General features: G+C 72.1%; 15 protein-coding genes and 1 pseudogene. 5 read left to right on the top strand and 11 right to left on the bottom strand.

Annotated elements, in window-relative coordinates; all coding sequences use genetic code 11:
- Positions 1-17 precede the first annotated feature (17 nt).
- Positions 18-398: a PPOX class F420-dependent oxidoreductase gene (locus tag AC0AIB_RS26275; RefSeq protein ID WP_328341369.1), complete on the top strand. Its 381-nt coding sequence runs from the start codon at positions 18-20 to the stop codon at positions 396-398.
- Between the two features lie 113 nt (positions 399-511).
- Here AC0AIB_RS26275 and AC0AIB_RS26270 read toward each other — a convergent pair whose 3' ends face one another.
- Both AC0AIB_RS26270 and AC0AIB_RS26265 read right to left on the bottom strand, forming a co-directional pair.
- Positions 512-721 carry a BldC family transcriptional regulator gene (locus AC0AIB_RS26270; protein WP_007073996.1) on the bottom strand — a complete coding sequence of 70 codons (210 nt, stop codon included), beginning with the start codon at positions 719-721 and terminating at the stop codon, positions 512-514.
- Between the two features lie 251 nt (positions 722-972).
- A complete protein-coding gene (locus tag AC0AIB_RS26265) occupies positions 973-1,812 on the bottom strand; it encodes a DUF8083 family protein (RefSeq protein ID WP_328341372.1) in 840 nt (279 codons plus the stop codon).
- Between the two features lie 251 nt (positions 1,813-2,063).
- Here AC0AIB_RS26265 and AC0AIB_RS26260 point away from each other — a divergent pair, with 251 nt between their 5' ends.
- Complete coding sequence (locus AC0AIB_RS26260) at positions 2,064-3,146, top strand: Glu/Leu/Phe/Val family dehydrogenase (RefSeq protein WP_465097688.1); 1,083 nt, start codon at positions 2,064-2,066, stop codon at positions 3,144-3,146.
- Between the two features lie 330 nt (positions 3,147-3,476).
- Positions 3,477-3,695, top strand: coding sequence for a DUF3073 domain-containing protein (locus tag AC0AIB_RS26255; RefSeq protein ID WP_091252097.1), 219 nt, complete (start codon positions 3,477-3,479; stop codon positions 3,693-3,695).
- A gap of 195 nt (positions 3,696-3,890) precedes the next feature.
- Here the strand turns inward: AC0AIB_RS26255 and amcA are convergent, their stop codons facing one another.
- From amcA to AC0AIB_RS26230, 5 genes are all read right to left on the bottom strand, one after another.
- Positions 3,891-4,124, bottom strand: a complete 234-nt coding sequence (gene amcA / locus AC0AIB_RS26250; protein WP_328341379.1) for a multiple cyclophane-containing RiPP AmcA — start codon at positions 4,122-4,124, stop codon at positions 3,891-3,893.
- On the bottom strand, positions 4,093-5,196 hold the full coding sequence (gene amcB, locus AC0AIB_RS26245) for a cyclophane-forming radical SAM peptide maturase AmcB (protein ID WP_328348976.1): 1,104 nt from the start codon (positions 5,194-5,196) through the stop codon (positions 4,093-4,095). The genes amcA and amcB overlap by 32 nt, the downstream gene beginning before the upstream one ends.
- Positions 5,197-5,326: 130 nt before the next feature.
- A complete protein-coding gene (gene purM / locus AC0AIB_RS26240; RefSeq protein WP_328341381.1) occupies positions 5,327-6,481 on the bottom strand; it encodes a phosphoribosylformylglycinamidine cyclo-ligase in 1,155 nt (384 codons plus the stop codon).
- 59 nt (positions 6,482-6,540) lie between these two features.
- Positions 6,541-8,076 carry an amidophosphoribosyltransferase gene (gene purF, locus AC0AIB_RS26235; RefSeq protein WP_328341383.1) on the bottom strand — a complete coding sequence of 512 codons (1,536 nt, stop codon included), beginning with the start codon at positions 8,074-8,076 and terminating at the stop codon, positions 6,541-6,543.
- A 167-nt stretch (positions 8,077-8,243) separates the two neighbouring features.
- Positions 8,244-8,597 (bottom strand): sterol carrier family protein, encoded by a 354-nt coding sequence (locus tag AC0AIB_RS26230; RefSeq protein WP_328341385.1) that lies wholly within the window; start codon positions 8,595-8,597, stop codon positions 8,244-8,246.
- A gap of 150 nt (positions 8,598-8,747) precedes the next feature.
- Here AC0AIB_RS26230 and AC0AIB_RS26225 point away from each other — a divergent pair, with 150 nt between their 5' ends.
- The gene (locus AC0AIB_RS26225; protein ID WP_465097687.1) at positions 8,748-10,952 is read left to right on the top strand and encodes a carboxypeptidase-like regulatory domain-containing protein; all 2,205 of its coding nucleotides are present in this window, start codon (positions 8,748-8,750) and stop codon (positions 10,950-10,952) included.
- Positions 10,953-11,062: 110 nt separating this feature from the next.
- On the opposite strand, the gene AC0AIB_RS26220 is transcribed toward AC0AIB_RS26225, so the two are convergent.
- The 4 genes and pseudogenes from AC0AIB_RS26220 to purS all read right to left on the bottom strand — a co-directional run bounded on the left by AC0AIB_RS26220 (position 11,063) and on the right by purS (position 15,788).
- Positions 11,063-11,818 carry a 2-phosphosulfolactate phosphatase gene (locus AC0AIB_RS26220; protein WP_328341389.1) on the bottom strand — a complete coding sequence of 252 codons (756 nt, stop codon included), beginning with the start codon at positions 11,816-11,818 and terminating at the stop codon, positions 11,063-11,065.
- A 280-nt stretch (positions 11,819-12,098) separates the two neighbouring features.
- Positions 12,099-14,777, bottom strand: a pseudogene (purL, locus tag AC0AIB_RS26215) (phosphoribosylformylglycinamidine synthase subunit PurL); the annotation flags it as partial.
- Between the two features lie 70 nt (positions 14,778-14,847).
- Positions 14,848-15,531, bottom strand: coding sequence for a phosphoribosylformylglycinamidine synthase subunit PurQ (purQ, locus tag AC0AIB_RS26210; RefSeq protein WP_328341391.1), 684 nt, complete (start codon positions 15,529-15,531; stop codon positions 14,848-14,850).
- On the bottom strand, positions 15,528-15,788 hold the full coding sequence (gene purS, locus AC0AIB_RS26205; RefSeq protein ID WP_328341393.1) for a phosphoribosylformylglycinamidine synthase subunit PurS: 261 nt from the start codon (positions 15,786-15,788) through the stop codon (positions 15,528-15,530). The genes purQ and purS overlap by 4 nt, the downstream gene beginning before the upstream one ends.
- A gap of 482 nt (positions 15,789-16,270) precedes the next feature.
- Here purS and AC0AIB_RS26200 point away from each other — a divergent pair, with 482 nt between their 5' ends.
- A complete protein-coding gene (locus tag AC0AIB_RS26200) occupies positions 16,271-16,837 on the top strand; it encodes a YbjQ family protein (RefSeq protein ID WP_328341395.1) in 567 nt (188 codons plus the stop codon).
- The last annotated feature ends 6 nt before the right edge of the window (positions 16,838-16,843 follow it).

Below are 16,843 nucleotides of genomic sequence, written 5' to 3'. Positions count from 1 at the left end.
GTCGTATCGTGGGCGGCGTGACCGACCTGGACCGCCTGGCGGCGGAGAAGTACGTCCTGCTGACGACGTTCCGCAAGGACGGTCGTGCGGTGTCCACCCCGGTCTGGGCGGTCCGCGACGGCGACGCCCTGGCGGTCTGGACGGTCACCGACTCGGGGAAGGTCAAGCGGATCAGGCGGGACGGCGCGGTGACCGTCGCCCCGTGTGACGTGCGCGGCCGTCCGCTGGGCGAGGCGGTGCCGGGTCACGCGGTGCTCTGCGGGCCGGCGGAGAGCAGCCGGGTGCGCCACCTGCTCCGCCGGAAGTACCGGCTGCTGGGCCGGCTGACCCTGCTCGGCAGCCGGCTGCGCCGGGGCGAGGCGGGCACGATCGGCATCCGGGTCACCGTCGGGCAGTGACCGGGCGTCGGGTCGGCCGGGCCGGGCGTCGGGTGCGGACATGGCACAGGGGCGGTGGAGCGCCGCTTGCCGCGACGTCCGCCCGCCCCTGTGGCCGAAATGTTCTGACCGGGTCAGTCCCCCTGGCGCTGTTGGGGAATCTGTCCCTGTAGCAACGCCCGCACCTCCGACTCACGGTACCGACGGTGTCCGCCCAGGGTTCGGATCGCGCTGAGCTTCCCCGCCTTGGCCCACCGGGTCACCGTCTTCGGGTCGACACGGAACATCGACGCCACCTCGGCCGGCGTGAGTAGCGGCTCTGGTTCATGCGTTCGCGATGCCATCGGTCACTCCTCCACATGGATAGACATCGGCCGGGGTCCCGCCGGCCGACGCGTCTCCCATGGTCCGGCTAGTCCCCGATGTCCGACATGGGCCGAACGGCCGAAGGTCCCTAGACGGACGGATGAACCATGCCCGATTTATCTGACTTTTACACGGCAGAAACTACCTTATTCGGACTCATGATCACGGTTCGTGATGCGTCAACTACGAGGGTGACTCACAGTTGACAGTGTCGCTGGGCGTTTCGTGGCTAATTGCACCGTTCGAGCAGCTGGATCGCCCGCCACCGGGCCACCAGCCGGTCGTACGCCGCCGACGCCTCTTCCGCCTCACTTCGGGAGAGCCCGGCCAGCCCCGTCGCCACCAGCTCCGGCGAGTCGTCCGCCGCCAGCGTCTCGTCGGAGAGCAGCTGCACCAGACCGCCGTAGTCCAGCTCGACAACCGAACGCGGGTGGAACTCCTCCAACCACCGGGCGGCCTCCTCGACCGCCTCGGTGATCGGCGCCTCACCTATCGACTTCTTCAGCACCGAGAGCGCCCGGGAGGCCCGCCGACGGGCCTTGGAGATCTCCGTCCGGTAGCGCAGCGCCCGCCGCCCCGGCCGGGTGACCAGGTCCCGCTCACCCGCCTCGAAGAGCACGAACCACCGCAGCGGTACGCCCCAGGTGGCGATCTGCTCGTGCAGTCGGGGCACCCCGTGCTCCAGCACCCGGGCGCCACTGCGCCAGTCCTCCACCACCGCCTTGGCCTGCCCGGCCAGGACCGGCGGGACGAACGCGTCGGCGATCACCGACGGCACCCCTTCCCGGGCGCTCAGTGCCGCCTCGGCGACCCGGATCCGCAGGTTCCAGGGGCAGACCAGCAGCGCGTCGTCGATCTCCAGCACGTACGCCTCGTCGGGCAGATCGGGCAGCCGGGTCCAGCCCGCGCCGAGCGCCGCGATGACCGAGGTGCGTTGCCGGCCCGGCCCCTCCAGCGGGGCCACCGCCCGCCCCTCCCGCACATAGCGCCGCCAGTACGACTGACGGTCCCGGTCGAAGGCGGTCAGCGGCTCGTACACGCGCAGGTAAGAAGCGAAGAGCGACGGCACCGCGCGATCCTCCCACGAAACCCCGCACCGGTGCCGCCGCCGTCGTGCCCTGCCGGACCCGGGCCGGGACCGACACGGCGATCGACCGGCGGCGACCCATCGGCACAGCGGCCCGACAGGCGCGGTGGTCGTGATGTGGACGACGGCACGGGTTCCGACCGATATTAGGCTCACCAGGGCCGGCAGCATCCCCGCCGGCAGCCGACCAGGTCCGCGCCCCACGAGGGCGCACACCGACACAGGAGCAAGTCATGAGCGTATTCGCCAGCACCGACGATCCGGGATCCGCCGGTCACGAACAGGTCGTCTTCTGTCAGGACAGGCAGAGCGGCCTCAAGGCGATCATCGGCATCTACTCGACCGCGCTTGGCCCCGCGCTCGGCGGCACGCGGTGCTATCCGTACGCCAGCGAGGAGGCGGCGCTGGCGGACGTGCTGGACCTGTCCCGGGGCATGGCGTACAAGAACGCCCTGGCCGGGCTGGACCACGGCGGCGGCAAGGCGGTCATCTGGGGGGATCCGGACCAGGTCAAGAGCGAGGCGCTGCTGCGCGCGTACGGCCGGTTCGTGCAGTCCCTGGCCGGGCGCTACTACACCGCCTGCGACGTCGGCACCTACGTGGCCGACATGGACGTGATCGCCCGGGAGACCCGCTTCGTCACCGGTCGCAGCGTCGAGCACGGCGGCGCGGGTGACTCCTCGGTCCTCACCGCCTGGGGCGTCTTCCAGGGCATGCGGGCCGCCGCCGAGCACGTCTGGGGCTCACCGACGTTGCGCGGACGTCGGGTCGGGGTGGCCGGGCTGGGCAAGGTCGGCAGGCACCTGACCGGTCACCTGGTCGACGACGGGGCCGAGGTGGTGGCGACCGACGTCGACCCGAGGGCGCTGGAGTGGGCGCGGGCCAACCACCCCCGGGTCGGGCTGGTCGCCGACACCTCCGCGCTGGTCGCCGCCGACATCGACGTGTACGCCCCGTGCGCCCTGGGCGGTGCGCTCGACGACGACACGGTGCCGGCGCTGCGGGCCAGGGTGGTCGCCGGCGCGGCAAACAACCAGCTCGCCCACCCGGGCATCGAGAAGCTGCTCGCCGACCGGGGCATCCTGTACGCCCCCGACTACGTGGTGAACGCCGGGGGCGTGATCCAGGTCGCGGACGAGATCGACGGCTTCAACTTCGAGCGGGCCAAGCTGCGGGCCACCCGGATCTACGACACCACCCGGCAGATCCTCCGGCTCGCCGAGGACGAGGGGGTGCCCCCGGCGGCGGCCGCGGACCGGCTGGCCGAGCGCCGGATGGCCGACGTGGGCCGACTGCGCGCCATCCACCTGCGGTGACGGGGCCCGTCCCGGGTGTGACGGTGGCCGCATCCGGGACACCTCACCTCGATCGGCGGCTCCCGTGCGGGTGACCGTCCGCAGCCGGTAAAGCCTGTCGCTATGCGGCTTCTCCCCCCGTTTGACCGCTGTCACGGGCAGCTCCGGCGCCTACCCCTTACCGGGTACGATCGGTGACGGCCGGGTGACTGCGACGCGCAGGGCCGGCAGACGGTAACCCGAGGTGCCGAACGGTGGCATCCCCATGTACCGTAAGAGCCACGAGAGATGCCTGACGTCATCGGGGCCCGCCTTCGGGCTGCCCCGCATTCTGTGCGAGGGGGTCGAGCCATGGGGCGCGGCCGTGCTAAGGCCAAGCAGACAAAGGTGGCGCGGGAGTTGAAGTACCACTCCCCGAACACCGACCTCACCGCCTTGCAGCGCGAACTGGCGAGTGCCGGTGGGAAGTCTGAGCAGCACTTCGACGACGACTACAAAGAGTATGTCGACGACGACGACGAGGATCACGCGGACGACGACCCGGACCCCTGGGCCCCTCCGACCCGCTGACCTCCGGTCACATCGAGCACGCGGCAACTCTCCGCGTGCTCACTCATGTGCCCGACCAGAGCGGCGCGACCATCGACGATCAGGGACCTCGCCGGCCCGGAGCACACACCCTCCGACGGTCGACGCGGTCCCTGATCTCGACGGGCACGACTCGCCTCGACGTCCCGCAACAGCTCTCGGCCACCCCGAGCCAGCTCAGCGTGGTCGGTTGTTCCAGTTGTAGAAGGTCGGGATGTTCTCGAAGTGGTTCCAGGCGCAGACCGCGCCGGCCCCCTCCCCGCCCGGCACCTCCGCCCGGGACCGACGCGCGGCCTCGGCCTCGTGGAGCAGGGCGGAAAGCTCCCCGGCGGCATCCCGCACCCGGTCGGCGACCTGATCCGTGCCGGTCCCGACGCGCTCAGGCGGCCGGGGACTCGTGGTCTCGGGCATGCTCCAACACTCCCTCCAGTAGGCGGATCTTGCTGTTGCGACAGTGTTCGGTCTCCGTACCGTCGAACCGTCCCTGCTCGAAGTAGCGGTTGGCCGCATGGCCGCCACCGCAGAAGCCGAAGTACGCGCAGGACGACCGGCACGCCTCGACCCCGCTGAGGAACTCACCCACCCAGTCGGTGCCCGGCGCACCGGTCAGGATCTCGGCCAGCGGGGTGGCCAGCACGTTCCCGCTGCTGAAGTCGCCGTACCGGGCGTCGGTGAAGCCGGCCAGCTCCGGGGAGAGCACGGTGACCGAGCCGTCGTACCCGATCGTCGGGATCGGGTCGAGCTGCCGGGGCAGCAGGTCGCCCTCCGCGCCGGCCAGCACCGCCGCCGCGTACCGCAGCGACCACTCCACCTCGCGCAGGTGCACCCTGGGCGTCCGCCGCCAGGCCGTCACCAGTTCGGCCCAGAACGCGGTCACCGTCGCCGCGTCGTGCGCGTTGCTCCGGGTGTTGACCCCCTCGGTCTCCTCGATGTTGAGGCCCAGCACGTCACAGCCCAGTTCCAGGAAGTAGTCGTACAGCTCGGTGGCGAGGCCCGGGGTCGGCCGGCTCACCACCGCCAGCGCCGAGAACGGCAGGCCGTGCCGGCGCAACGCCGCGATCCCCCGGACGATCCGGTCGTACGCCGGCCGGCCGGCCCGGGTCACCCGGTCGTCGTTGCGGGCGCGCGGGCCGTCCACGCTCACACTCACCCGCACCCCGTGCTCGACGAAGAACGCGCACCAGGCGTCATCGACCAACGTGGCGTTGGTCTGCACGTGGTGCTCCACCCCGGCGGGGAACGGCGCGATCAACGCCGCCAGGTGTTCCCTGCCGGCGGCCAGCGGCTCCCCGCCGTGCCAGACCACCGAGAACCGGCCCTGCGCCGCCCAGGGGGCCACCGCGGCGGCGACCGCCTCGGCCACCGCCACCGGCATCCGCCGATCGGCCGCCCGGTGCGGCAGATAGCAGTACGCGCAGTCGAGGTTGCACAATGTCGTCGGCTGCATCACCACGTACGACGGAATCGCCGCGATGCCCCGCATACCCGGCAGGGACAGTGCCCGAGCAGCCATCGACCCTCCTCCCCCGTGCCCGAAGTGTCCTTCAGGCTAGGCGGCGACGGCCGCTCGGGTTAACCCCCGACCAGGTGCGCGGCCGGACGAGCCGAGACGATCAGCCCCGGGTGTGCTGGCCGATCATCTGGACGTTGCCGGTACCCTCGATGATCTCGCCGGCCAGCCAGGCGTCCACACCCCGGCCCGCGAGGGTGGCCAGCGCGCGGTCGGCATCCTCGGCGGAGACGATGGCGAACATGCCGACGCCCATGTTGAACGTCGACTCCATCTCCGGGTCGTCGATCCGGCCCTTGGACTGGATCAGGTCGAAGATCGGCTGCGGCTTCCAGGTGGCCCGGTCGACCACCGCGTCGACATGCTCGGGCAGCACCCGGACCAGGTTGCCGGGGATGCCGCCGCCGGTGACGTGGGCGATCGAGCGCACCTCCGCCTCGGTGATCAGCTTCAGGCAGTCCTGCGCGTAGATCTTGGTCGGGGTGAGCAACTCCTCGCCCAGGGTGCGCTGCCGGCCGAAGTCGTCGATCACCACGTCCAACCGCATCCGACCGGCACCCAGCAGCACGTGCCGCACCAGCGAGTAACCGTTGGAGTGCAGACCGGACGAGCGCATCGCGATCACCACGTCGCCCACCTCGACCCGGTCCGGGCTGAGGATCTCGCTCTCCTCGACCACGCCGACGCCGGTGGCGGAGACGTCGTACTCGTCGGGGCGCAGCACGCCCGGGTGTTCGGCGGTCTCGCCGCCGAGCAACGCGCAACCGGCGTACCGGCAGCCGTCGGCGATGCCGGCCCCGATCTCGGCGACCCGGTCCGGCACGACTTCACCGGTGGCGATGTAGTCGAGCAGGAACAGCGGCTCGGCGCCACAGGCCACCAGGTCGTCGACGACCATCGCGACCAGGTCGATGCCGATCGTGTCGTGGATGTCGAGCTGCTGGGCGATGACCAGCTTGGTGCCCACCCCGTCGGTGGAGGAGGCCAGGATCGGGTTCTTGTACTTCTTGGTGTCCAACCGGAACAGGCCGGCGAAACCGCCCAGGTCGCCCATGACCTCCGGCCGCCGGGTCTCCTTGACCTTCGACTTGAGCAGCTCGACCGCCCGGTCGCCCGCCTCGATCGACACCCCGGCGTCGGCGTACGAGACCGAGCGTTTGCGGGTGGTGCGGCCGGTGCCCGCCGTCCAGGGCTGACGGTCGCCACCGGCGCCGTTCGGGCTGCTTCCTGCGCCGCTGCGCTCGGACACGTAGGTCACGGTTCTCCCCTTTGTGGTTCTCGGTGCCGTGCCGACGGTGGCCGGACGACCCCGGTGTACTACGGGCGGTGGGCGGTCGCGCCGCCCGGAGTGGCGACGAGCGGTGTGTGGTGCTCCGGAGCGTCCGGGGTGTCGGCGACCCGCCGGCCCACCCCTTCGAGCACGTGCTTGCCGATCAGGTTTCCCGCCGGCAGGTCGATCGGGTACTCCCCGTCGAAGCAGGCCCGGCAGAGTCGGTTCTTGGGCTGCTCGGTCGCGGCGATGAGACCGGGGAGCGAGACGTAACCGAGGGTGTCGGCACCGATCGACCGCCGGATGCCCTCGTTGTCCAGCCCGTTGGCCAGGAGTTCGGCCCGGGTGGCGAAGTCGATGCCGTAGAAGCACGGCCAGTTGACCGGCGGGGAGGAGATCCGGACGTGGACCTCCAGCGCCCCCGCCTCGCGGAGCATCCGCACGATCGCCCGCTGGGTGTTGCCGCGCACGATCGAGTCGTCGACCACGACCAACCGCTTGCCCCGCACGTTCTCCCGCAGCGGGTTCAGCTTGAGCCGTACGCCGAGCTGACGAAGGGTCTGCGACGGCTGGATGAAGGTACGCCCGACGTACGGGTTCTTCATCAGGCCGGCGCCGTAGGTGATGCCGGACGCCTCGGCGTAACCGATGGCGGCCGGGGTGCCCGACTCGGGCACCGGGATCACCAGGTCGGCCTCGACCGGGTGCTCCTTGGCGAGTTGCCGCCCGATCTGCACCCGGGCGGCGTGCACGTTACGGCCGGCGATGGTGGCGTCCGGCCGGGCGATGTAGACGTACTCGAAGAGGCAGCCCTTCGGCTCCGGCGCGGCGAACCGGTTGGAGCGCAGGCCCGCCTCGTCGATCGCGATCAGCTCGCCCGGCTCGACCTCCCGCACCACGCTCGCGCCGACGATGTCCAACGCGGCGGTCTCGCTGGCCACCACCCAGCCGCGCTCCAGGCGGCCGAGCACCAGCGGCCGGACGCCGTGCGGGTCCCGGGCGGCGTAGAGGGTCGACTCGTCCATGAAGACGAAGCTGAACGCCCCCCGCAACTGCGGCAGCACCTCCAGCGCGGCGGCCTCCACCGACAGGTCGGGGCGGCTGGCCAGCAGCATTGTCACAAGCGAGGTGTCGTTGGTGGCCCCGTCGTCGAGCAGGCCGCGCTCGGCGACCTCCTTCTGCAACTCGGCGGTGTTGACCAGGTTGCCGTTGTGCGCCAGGGCGATGGTGGTGCCGGAGGTGGTCGACCGGATGGTCGGCTGGGCATTTTCCCAGGTCGAACCGCCGGTGGTGGAGTAGCGCGCGTGCCCGATCGCCAGGTGGCCCCGCAGGCTCTTCAGCGTCGGCTCGTCGAACACCTGGGCCACCAGACCCAGGTCCTTGTAGACCACCACGCCGGACCCGTCGCTCACCGCGATGCCGGCGGCCTCCTGACCACGGTGCTGGAGCGCGTAGAGACCGAAATAGGTGAGATTGGCGACCTCTTCACCCGGGGCCCAGACACCGAAGACGCCACAGGCGTCCTGGGGGCCGGGTCGCTGGGGGTCAAGGTCGTGGCTCAGCCGGCCATCGCCTCGGGGCACTGCCGCTCCCTCATGCTGGTCTGGACTGGCCTGGCGGAGCCGGGGGCTGCCCCGCGCCTTTCGGCCCTGGACCACTGTCGTCGCCTGACAGTGTACGCGAATACGAGTGGATACAGAAAGTCATGATTCGCCTCCGATCAGTCACCCCGCCGAGAGGAACGGTGCAGCTAGAGCGGCAGGTGGTCGGAGAGGTCCGCACGATTTCCGCTCACCTGTACGCGACCGTCCGTGATCGCCCGCGCCCACGACAACCGCCCGGTGGCCAGCGCCAACCAGGTGGCCGGCGCCATCTCCACCACGTTCGGCGGGGTGCCCCGGGTGTGTCGGGGCCCCGGAACGCACTGAACTGCGCCGTAAGGTGGGACCCGCACCTCCACCGATCGGCCGGGGGCACGCTCCGCGAGGACGGTCAGAAGGGTACGGACCGCCTCCCGGTACACCGGCCGTTCGGGCGTACGCCCCTCATCGAGTGCCGTCAGCGCCGCTACTACCACGGCGGACTTAATGTGCGGAGAGGACACGACGGGACGATACGACCTGAGTCTGCCGGGTGCCACGCTGGCCCCTGGGTCGCGCCGATCCGGTCAGACAAGGCATAGTTGCCGACGGCGTATTCGTACCGTGATGATCCCCGGCCCCCGCCGGGGAAGTCAGACCGGAAGGCGGTGGACGTGTCAACACACCGACGTGCCTGGACGCAGCGGGCCGGTGTGGTCGTAGCGCTGGTGGCCGGCGCCCTGCTCACGGTCCCCGCCACACCCGCCTTCGCCGCTCCGGGCGTCAACAACGTCTCGGCGTCCCCGAGCTCCGTCGAAGCCGGAAAGACTACGCGGGTCAGCTACTCGCTCACGGTGGGTGACGGCTCCCCTGTCGACGTCTCGGTCACCTCCAGCAACGGCAAACTGCGCTGCGTGGACGGTTGCAGTCGCAGCAAGGTCGACCAGAGCGGCGGCTCCAGCGCCAGCTTCGCCCTCGCCGACGACGCGTCGAACGGCTCCGCCACGATCACCGTGAAGGCCGTCGACGCCAACGGCGCCGAGAACTCGGCCAACACCACCGTGACCCTGGTCGCCAAGGCCGCGCCGCAGACCACAGCGCCCCAGGACAAGCCGACGGTCAAGTCGGTCTCCGGCAAGGTGGTCGTGGCGGCCAACGGCGACCCGGTACCCAACGCGGTGGTGGGGCTGGAGGATTCGAGCGGCAAGCAGTTCAACACCACGAGCGACGGCAGCGGCAACTTCCGGATCACCGGCTCCACCGCGAACCCGATCGCGCCGGGATCGATGGTGCTCGGGGCCAGCAAGGACGGCGTCGTCGCCACCAAGCCGATCAACGCGGGTGCCGGGCAGAGCCTGGGCAACCAGCGGATCAGCCTGGCGTTGAAGGTCGAGGTCAGCCCGAGCGCCACCCCGTCGGTCACGGCAGAGGCCACGCCGACGGAGGAGACGACCGAGGAGACCACCGAGGAGACCACCGAACCGACCGGCGGGCAGCAGCAGGCCGCGTCCCAGGACGACGACAGCGGGTTCGGCTCCTTCCTGATCATCCTGCTCGGCGGCCTGTTGGTGGCGGCCGGCGTCGGCACCATCGTGCTGCTCTGGATCCGGCGCAAGAACGCCGACGCCGACGACGGGGAGGCACCGGGCGCCGCCGCAGCGGGTGGCGTTCCCGGCCCCCGGGGGCCGCGCGGCACCGACGACCAGACCCGGGTGGTCAACCGGGTCGGTGCCGGACCCGACCCGACGATGGTCGGCAGCTCCGCGCTCAGCGACGCACCGACGATGATGCACCGGCCGGTCGTCGACGACGTCCCGCCGGACCCGTACGCCGCTCCGCCGCAGCCCTACGGCGCACCGCAGGACACCTGGGCCGGCGTCGGCGGTTACGGCGAGGAAACCCCCGGCCAGGGCGGATACGGCCAGCCGGGCGGTTACGGTGCCGCACCCTCCTCCGGCGGTGGTTACGGTGCGGCGGGCGCTGCCGGTGCGGCCGGCGGTTACGGCAACGCCCCAGCCTCCGGCGGCGGTTACGGCAACGCCCCAGCCTCCGGCGGCGGTTACGGCAACGCCCCAGCCTCCGGCGGCGGTTACGGCAGCCGGGACTACGGCGCGACGGCCGGTGCTGGTTACCCGGCGCAGGAGCAGCCCGGCGGTTACGGCAACGAACGCTACGACGAGCCCACCGGCCGCTACACCGGCGACAGCACCTCGTACGCACCGGCCGCCGACCCGTACCCGACCAGCACCTACCAGCCGGAGCCGGACGCGTACGGCCAGCCCGGTGGCGCGGCCGGTTACGGCCAGCCCGAGCAGGGCGGCTACGGCCGGGGCGCGGAGCCGACCGGCGGTTATGCCGGCGGTGGCTACGGTCAGCAGGCCGGTTACGACGCAGGCCCGGCACAGGGTTACGGCAGCCAGCACGGCGGCTACGACCAGCCGACCGGAGCCCACCAGGGCGGCGGAGCCCACCAGGGCGGTTACGACCAGCCGACCGGTTACGACCAGCGCGGCGGTGCCCCGCAGGGCGGTTACGACCACCGTGGCGGTACCCACCAGGGCGGTTACGACCAGCGCGGCGGTTACGACCAGCAGGCGGGTTACGACCAGCAGGCCGGCTACGGCTCTCCGCAGGGCGGGTACGGGCAGCCCGGTGGTTACGGTGCCGAGCAACCGCAGGGCGGCTACCGTCAGGAGCCGCCGCAACAGCGCGGCGGCGGCTACGACCAGCAGGGCTACGACCAGCAGCAGGGCGGCTACTACGGCGATCAGGCCCAGCCCGGTCAGGCCCCCACCGGCCAGGCCCCCACCGGCCAGGCCCGACCGGACGGGCCACCCCCGGAGCACGGCGGACGCCGTCTCGACTGGTTGGACGACTGAGACTGGTCGGACGACCGACCCACAGGCGACAGCAACGACGGCGGGCCGCCCGGTGAATCCGGGCGGCCTGCCGTGTCACCGGATCAGCCCCGCTGTGTCACAGCACCGGATCAGCCGGCCGAGAAGACGCCCTGACGGAGCACCGGCACCACGTCCGACCCGTCGAGTTGGACGGCGACCTCGACGTCCCCGGCGAAACCGCCCTCGATCAACTCCCGGCCGGAGACGCACCCGCGTACCGCCGCCGGCACGTCGGGGGTGCTGGCCAACGCGGCGAGCGCCATCGCCGCCTCCACCGAGAGCCCTCCGGGCACCCCGGAGATCGCATCCAGCACGCTTGCCGCACCCAACTGGTCCTCCACCGAGGGGCGTAGCGTGCCGTCCGGCCAGCGTTCACCGGCGGCCACCACCCCCACCGGGGCATCCGTCGAGCCGTACCCGTGGTGGCGCAGCCATCGTCCGACGGCGCGGGCGTTGCGCAGGCAGGCCGCGACCACCGGCCGACCGGTGGCACTGGCCGCGGCGCTGATCGCGGAGCCGTTCGGCGACGGCAGCACCAGGTCGGCGACGACCGGCGCGCTGCTCAGGGCCGCCGGGGAGAGCGACCACGGGTGCTCCGCGCTCGTCTGCCGACGACCCACCGCGGCCACCGCGCCGACCCGCACCGCGTAGTCGGCTGCCTGTTCTCCCCAGGGGAACGGGTGGACCCGCATCCCCCGGGCGACCGCCACCTCCACGGCGGTGGTGAACGAAAGCACGTCCACCACCACCAGGACCGCACAGACCCGGCCGAGTTCCGCCGCCCCGGTCGGCCCCCAGTCGAACCGGGCACCCGATCCGGGCTGGGCGTGGACGGCCGAGGGCACCGCCTCAGCGCTGGTCGGGCGTCGGGCGCTGCCCGTCACCGGTCCCGGCCGCCGGAGCATCGTCCGCACCGGTCTCCGAGGTCGACCCGACCGCCGGCACACCGCGCCCGCCGGCCGTCGACGCGGCGTCCGGGGTGCCCGCCCCGGGCGTGCCTCCTCCGGAGGGGACGCCCGACGCCGGGGTGGTGCCCCCCGGGGCGTCCGGTGCCGACCCGCCGACCGCCGGGGCCTGCGATGCCGGCGCGGTACCGGCGGGAGCGTCGGCCGAGACCGGTGCGGTGCCGGCAGGGGCGTCGGCCGAGACCGGTGCGCCGGCCGCTGCGGTGTGCGCGGTCGTCGGGCCGGTGCCCGTCGGGGCTTCGTCCGCGACCGGTGCGGCGGTCGCCGGAGCGGCCACCACCTCGCCGGCCGGGTCGTCCGCGTCGGCCGGCTGCTCCCGCTCCGGTACGCCCACCGGCTGCGCGACGGTGGCCGGCGCGATCGTGGTGGTGCCGGTCCGGACCGCCTCGACCTGCGCCTGGGCCGCCTCCGGCCCGCCGAAGAGCCGGGGCAGGGTCGCGGTGTGGGCGGCCCGCAGCTCGTCCAGCCCGATCCGGAACTGGCCGTGCACCTCAAGGAGGCCACCGGCCGGGTCGGTGACGCCGATCAGCTCCCACGGCACGCCACGCTCGGCGCAGAGCGCGGTGAACGCCTTGTCGTGCCCGCGCGGGACGGTCACCAGCACCCGGCCAGCCGACTCGCTGAACAGGAAGACGAACGGCAGCGAACCGTCGGCGAACCGCTCCGGCACACCGATCCGGACCCCGACGCCCCGGCGCAGGCTGGACTCCACCAGGCTCTGGGCCAGGCCACCGTCGGACAGGTCGTGCGCGGAGCTGAGGTGGCCCACCCGGGCCGCCTCGGCCATCAGTTCGGCGAGCTGACGCTCCCGGCCCAGGTCGACCTGCGGCGGCATGCCACCGAGGTGCTCGTGCGTCACCCAGGCCCACTCGGAACCGGAAAGCTCCACGTGCGTGTCGCCCAGCAGGTAGACCTGGTCGTGGTCGCCGTTGGCCCGTGGGACGAAGCCCATCGGCACCCGGTCGGCCACGTTGTCCAGCACACCCAGCACGCCGACCACCGGGGTCGGGTGGATCGCGGCGGCACCGGTCTGGTTGTAGAAGCTGACGTTGCCGCCGGTAACCGGGATGCCCAGCTCCAGACAGCCGTCCGCCAGGCCACGGACGGCCTCGGCGAACTGCCACATCACGCCCGGGTCCTCCGGCGAGCCGAAGTTCAGGCAGTTGGTCACGGCGATCGGCTTCGCGCCGGTCACCGCCACGTTCCGGTACGCCTCGGCGAGCGCCAACTTCGTCCCCTGGTAGGGGTCGAGGCGGGCGTACCGGCCGTTGCCGTCGACGGAGAGGGCGACCCCGAGGCCGCTCTGCTCGTCGATCCGGATCACGCCGGAGTCCTCCGGCTGGGCCAGCACGGTGTTGCCCAGCACGTACCTGTCGTACTGCTCGGTGACCCAGGTCTTGTCGGCCAGGTTCGGCGAGGCGATCATGCGGAGCAGGGTCTCCCGCAGCGCCTCCGGGTCGCTCGGCCGGGGCAGCGTCTCGGCCCGGTCGGCCTGGAGCAGGATCAGGTCGGCCGGCTCCCGCATCGGGCGGGCGTAGACCGGACCGTCGTCGACCAGCGAGCCCGGCGGCACGTCGACCACCACGTGGTCGTTCCAGGTGACAAGCAGCCGGCCCGGCCCGCCGTCCGACGAAGGCGCGGTGACCTCGCCGATCGCGGTGGCCAGCACCCCCCACTTCTCGGCGGTCTTGAGCACCGCCTCCAGCTTCTCCGGGGTCACCACCAGCAGCATCCGCTCCTGGGACTCGCTGGCCAGGATCTCGTGCGGCTCCATCGACGGCTCGCGCAGCGGAACCCGCTCCAGCCAGACCCGCATCCCGGTGCCGGCGGACGCGGCGGTCTCGGTGAGCGCGCAGGTCAGGCCCGCGCCGCCGAGGTCCTGGATGCCGACGACCAGCTCGGCGTCGTACAGCTCCAGGCACGCCTCGATCAGCAGCTTCTCGATGAACGGGTCGCCGACCTGCACCGACGGGCGGCGCTTCTCGCTGCCCTCGTCGAAGGTGGCGCTGGCCAGCACCGACACGCCGCCGATGCCGTCCCGGCCGGTCTTCGCGCCGAGCAGCACCACGACGTTGCCGGGGCCGGCGGCGTCCTTCTTCTGCAACCGGTCGACCGGCAGCACGCCGAGGCAGAGCGCGTTGAGCAGCGGGTTGCCCTGGTAGCAGGGGTCGAAGACCAGCTCGCCGCCGATGTTGGGCAGGCCGAGGCAGTTGCCGTAGCCGCCGACGCCGGCGACCACGCCGGGCAGCACCCGGGCGGTGTCCGGGTGGTCGGCCGCGCCGAACCGCAGCGGGTCCATCACCGCGACCGGGCGGGCACCCATCGCCAGGATGTCCCGGACGATGCCGCCGACGCCGGTGGCCGCGCCCTGGTAGGGCTCGACGAAGCTCGGGTGGTTGTGCGACTCGACCTTGAAGGTGACGGCCAGCGTGTCGGAGACCCGGACGACGCCCGCGTTCTCCCCGATGCCGGCAAGCAGCCGGTCGCTCGGCGGGGCCTTCTCACCGAACTGGCGCAGGTGCACCTTGCTCGACTTGTAGGAGCAGTGCTCGCTCCACATGATCGAGTACATGGCCAGCTCGGCCTGGGTGGGGCGGCGGCCGAGGATGTGCCGGATCCGGTCGTACTCGTCGTCGCGCAGGCCCAGCTCGGCGTACGGCTGGAGCTCGTCGCCGGTGCCCGCGGCCCGCTGCACGGTGTCCACGCCGTCGGCCCAGTCGGTGGCCGGTGCCGGACCGGTGTGCCGGCCGGCGTTGGCCGGCGGCGCGACGACCGCGCGCGGCTCCGCCGGGACGGGGCCCGCGGCTGCCCGTACGGCCGGGTCCTGGTGGGTGGTCATGACCTCTCCTCGCTGCGCTCGTACCCGCCGGTGGGGCGGTGGAGCCGACCGATGTTCCCGTCGCGCACGGTCACGCCGGCGTCCCCACCAGGTGCTTGAGCACTGAGGTGAAGAAGCCGAGGCCGTCCAGGGAGGGGCCGGTGAGCGCCTCGACCGCGTGCTCCGGGTGGGGCATGATGCCGACCACGTTGCCGGCGGCGTTGGTGATCGCGGCGATGTCCCGCTGCGATCCGTTGGGGTTGCCGCGGACGTAACGGGCGACGACCCGTCCCTCGGCCTCCAGCGCGTCGAGGGTGGCGGTGTCCGCGACGTAGCAGCCCTCGCCGTTCTTGACCGGGATGAGGATCTCCTGGCCGGGCTGGAAGGCGTTCGTCCAGGCGGTGCCGGCCGACTCGACCCGGAGGACCTGGTCCCGGTTGCGGAAGTGCAGGTGCTGGTTGCGGGTGAGCGCGCCGGGGAGCAGGTGTGCCTCGCAGAGGATCTGGAAGCCGTTGCAGATGCCGAGCACCGGCAGGCCACCCCGGGCGGCGTCGACCAGGGTCTCCATCACCGGGGCGAACCGGGCGATGGCACCACAGCGCAGGTAGTCGCCGTAGGAGAATCCACCCGGGAGGACGACGGCGTCCACCCCGTGCAGCTCAGGGTCGCCGTGCCAGAGCCGGACCGGCTCCGCACCGGCGATCCGCACGGCACGGGCGGCATCCCCGTCGTCCAGCGAACCGGGGAAGGTCACCACTCCGACGCGGGCGGTCACGAGTGCGCGTCCACGGTCTCGTCGGCCTCGACCCGGACGGTGAAGTCCTCGATGACGGGGTTGGCGAGCAGCTTGTCGGCGATCTCCCGGGCCCGGTTCAGGTCCGGTTCGCCGGTGAACTCGATCTCGATCCGCCTGCCGATGCGGACGGAGGCGACGTCACCGACGCCGAGCCGCGGCAGCGCGTTTGCGACGGCCTGGCCCTGAGGATCGAGGATCTCGGGCTTGAGCATGACGTCGACGACGACGCGAGGCACTGGGCACTCCTGACTGTGTACGCAGTTGGGTGCCGGCCCACTACGGGCGAGCGCAGCCAGCGTACCTGGCAGATTCCGGTCCGGACGCACCGGCCGGGCGCAGTTCAGGCAGTGATCGACATTACCGCCTGCCGCGACGGCCGGTCGAGATCCGTTCGTTGCCGCTCTGATGCGGATTTGTTGCCGATCGTCGCCGCGCCACCTCGACACACCCCACCTGAGCAGGCAATACGTGGCTCAACGCCAGATTTAGGACCGGTATCCGACAAACAGGGACGAGCGCGTCGCGAGTCACCTCTGTCACAGTGGCCGACGCCGACCGCGACCTTGCACGCGAACCGGACGCCGACCACCCCGATCGCCAGATGTCGATGCCCGGGTCGGCCTCCCGGCGCCGCCGGTCCGACGGCCCGATCGTCCCGAGAGCGGCACGGATGTCGGCCTGACGCCCGCCTGACTGTTACCACCCGGGCACGGCGCGGATGGCTGTTCGAGTGCCGCCCGTCCGCGCCGCCTCGTTTTGCAGCATCCGACCAGGTGCCCACGGGACGCTTCGAGGCCGTACGACTACTGACAGCATCGGAACCGTGCTGGTCGTGACGACGGATCAACTGCCCGGCTACGAGATCCGCCAGATCCTCGGCGAAGTGGTGTCGTCGATGGCGCGGACGAGGAACCCGTACCGCGAGGGGGTCAAGAACCTGCGCGGCGGGGCGTACGACCCGATGGCCCCGGACAACCTCACCCGCTGGCGTACCGACTCGGTGGCCCGGCTCGGCGAGGAGGCCCTGCGCATCGGCGCGAACGCCGTGGTGGGTATGCGCTTCGACAGCCGGGACTGCGGCGAGATGTGGATGGAGATCTGCGCCTACGGCACGGCGGTGATCGTGGTGCCCAGGGTCCCCGACGTCATGCCGCACGACCAGCCCCTGGTCGCCGCGGAGACCGCCCACGAGCCCGGCTTCACCGAGGCCCCCGGCGGCATCGCCGAACCGGCGAGCGCCCCCGACCTCTCCTCCGCCGCCGACACCCCCACCCGCAACCCCTGACCCACC

The organism is Micromonospora sp. DSM 43699 (assembly GCF_055517075.1).
The sequence above is the reverse complement of the archived record's forward strand: the minus strand, read 5'-3'. Positions and strand labels throughout refer to the sequence as shown.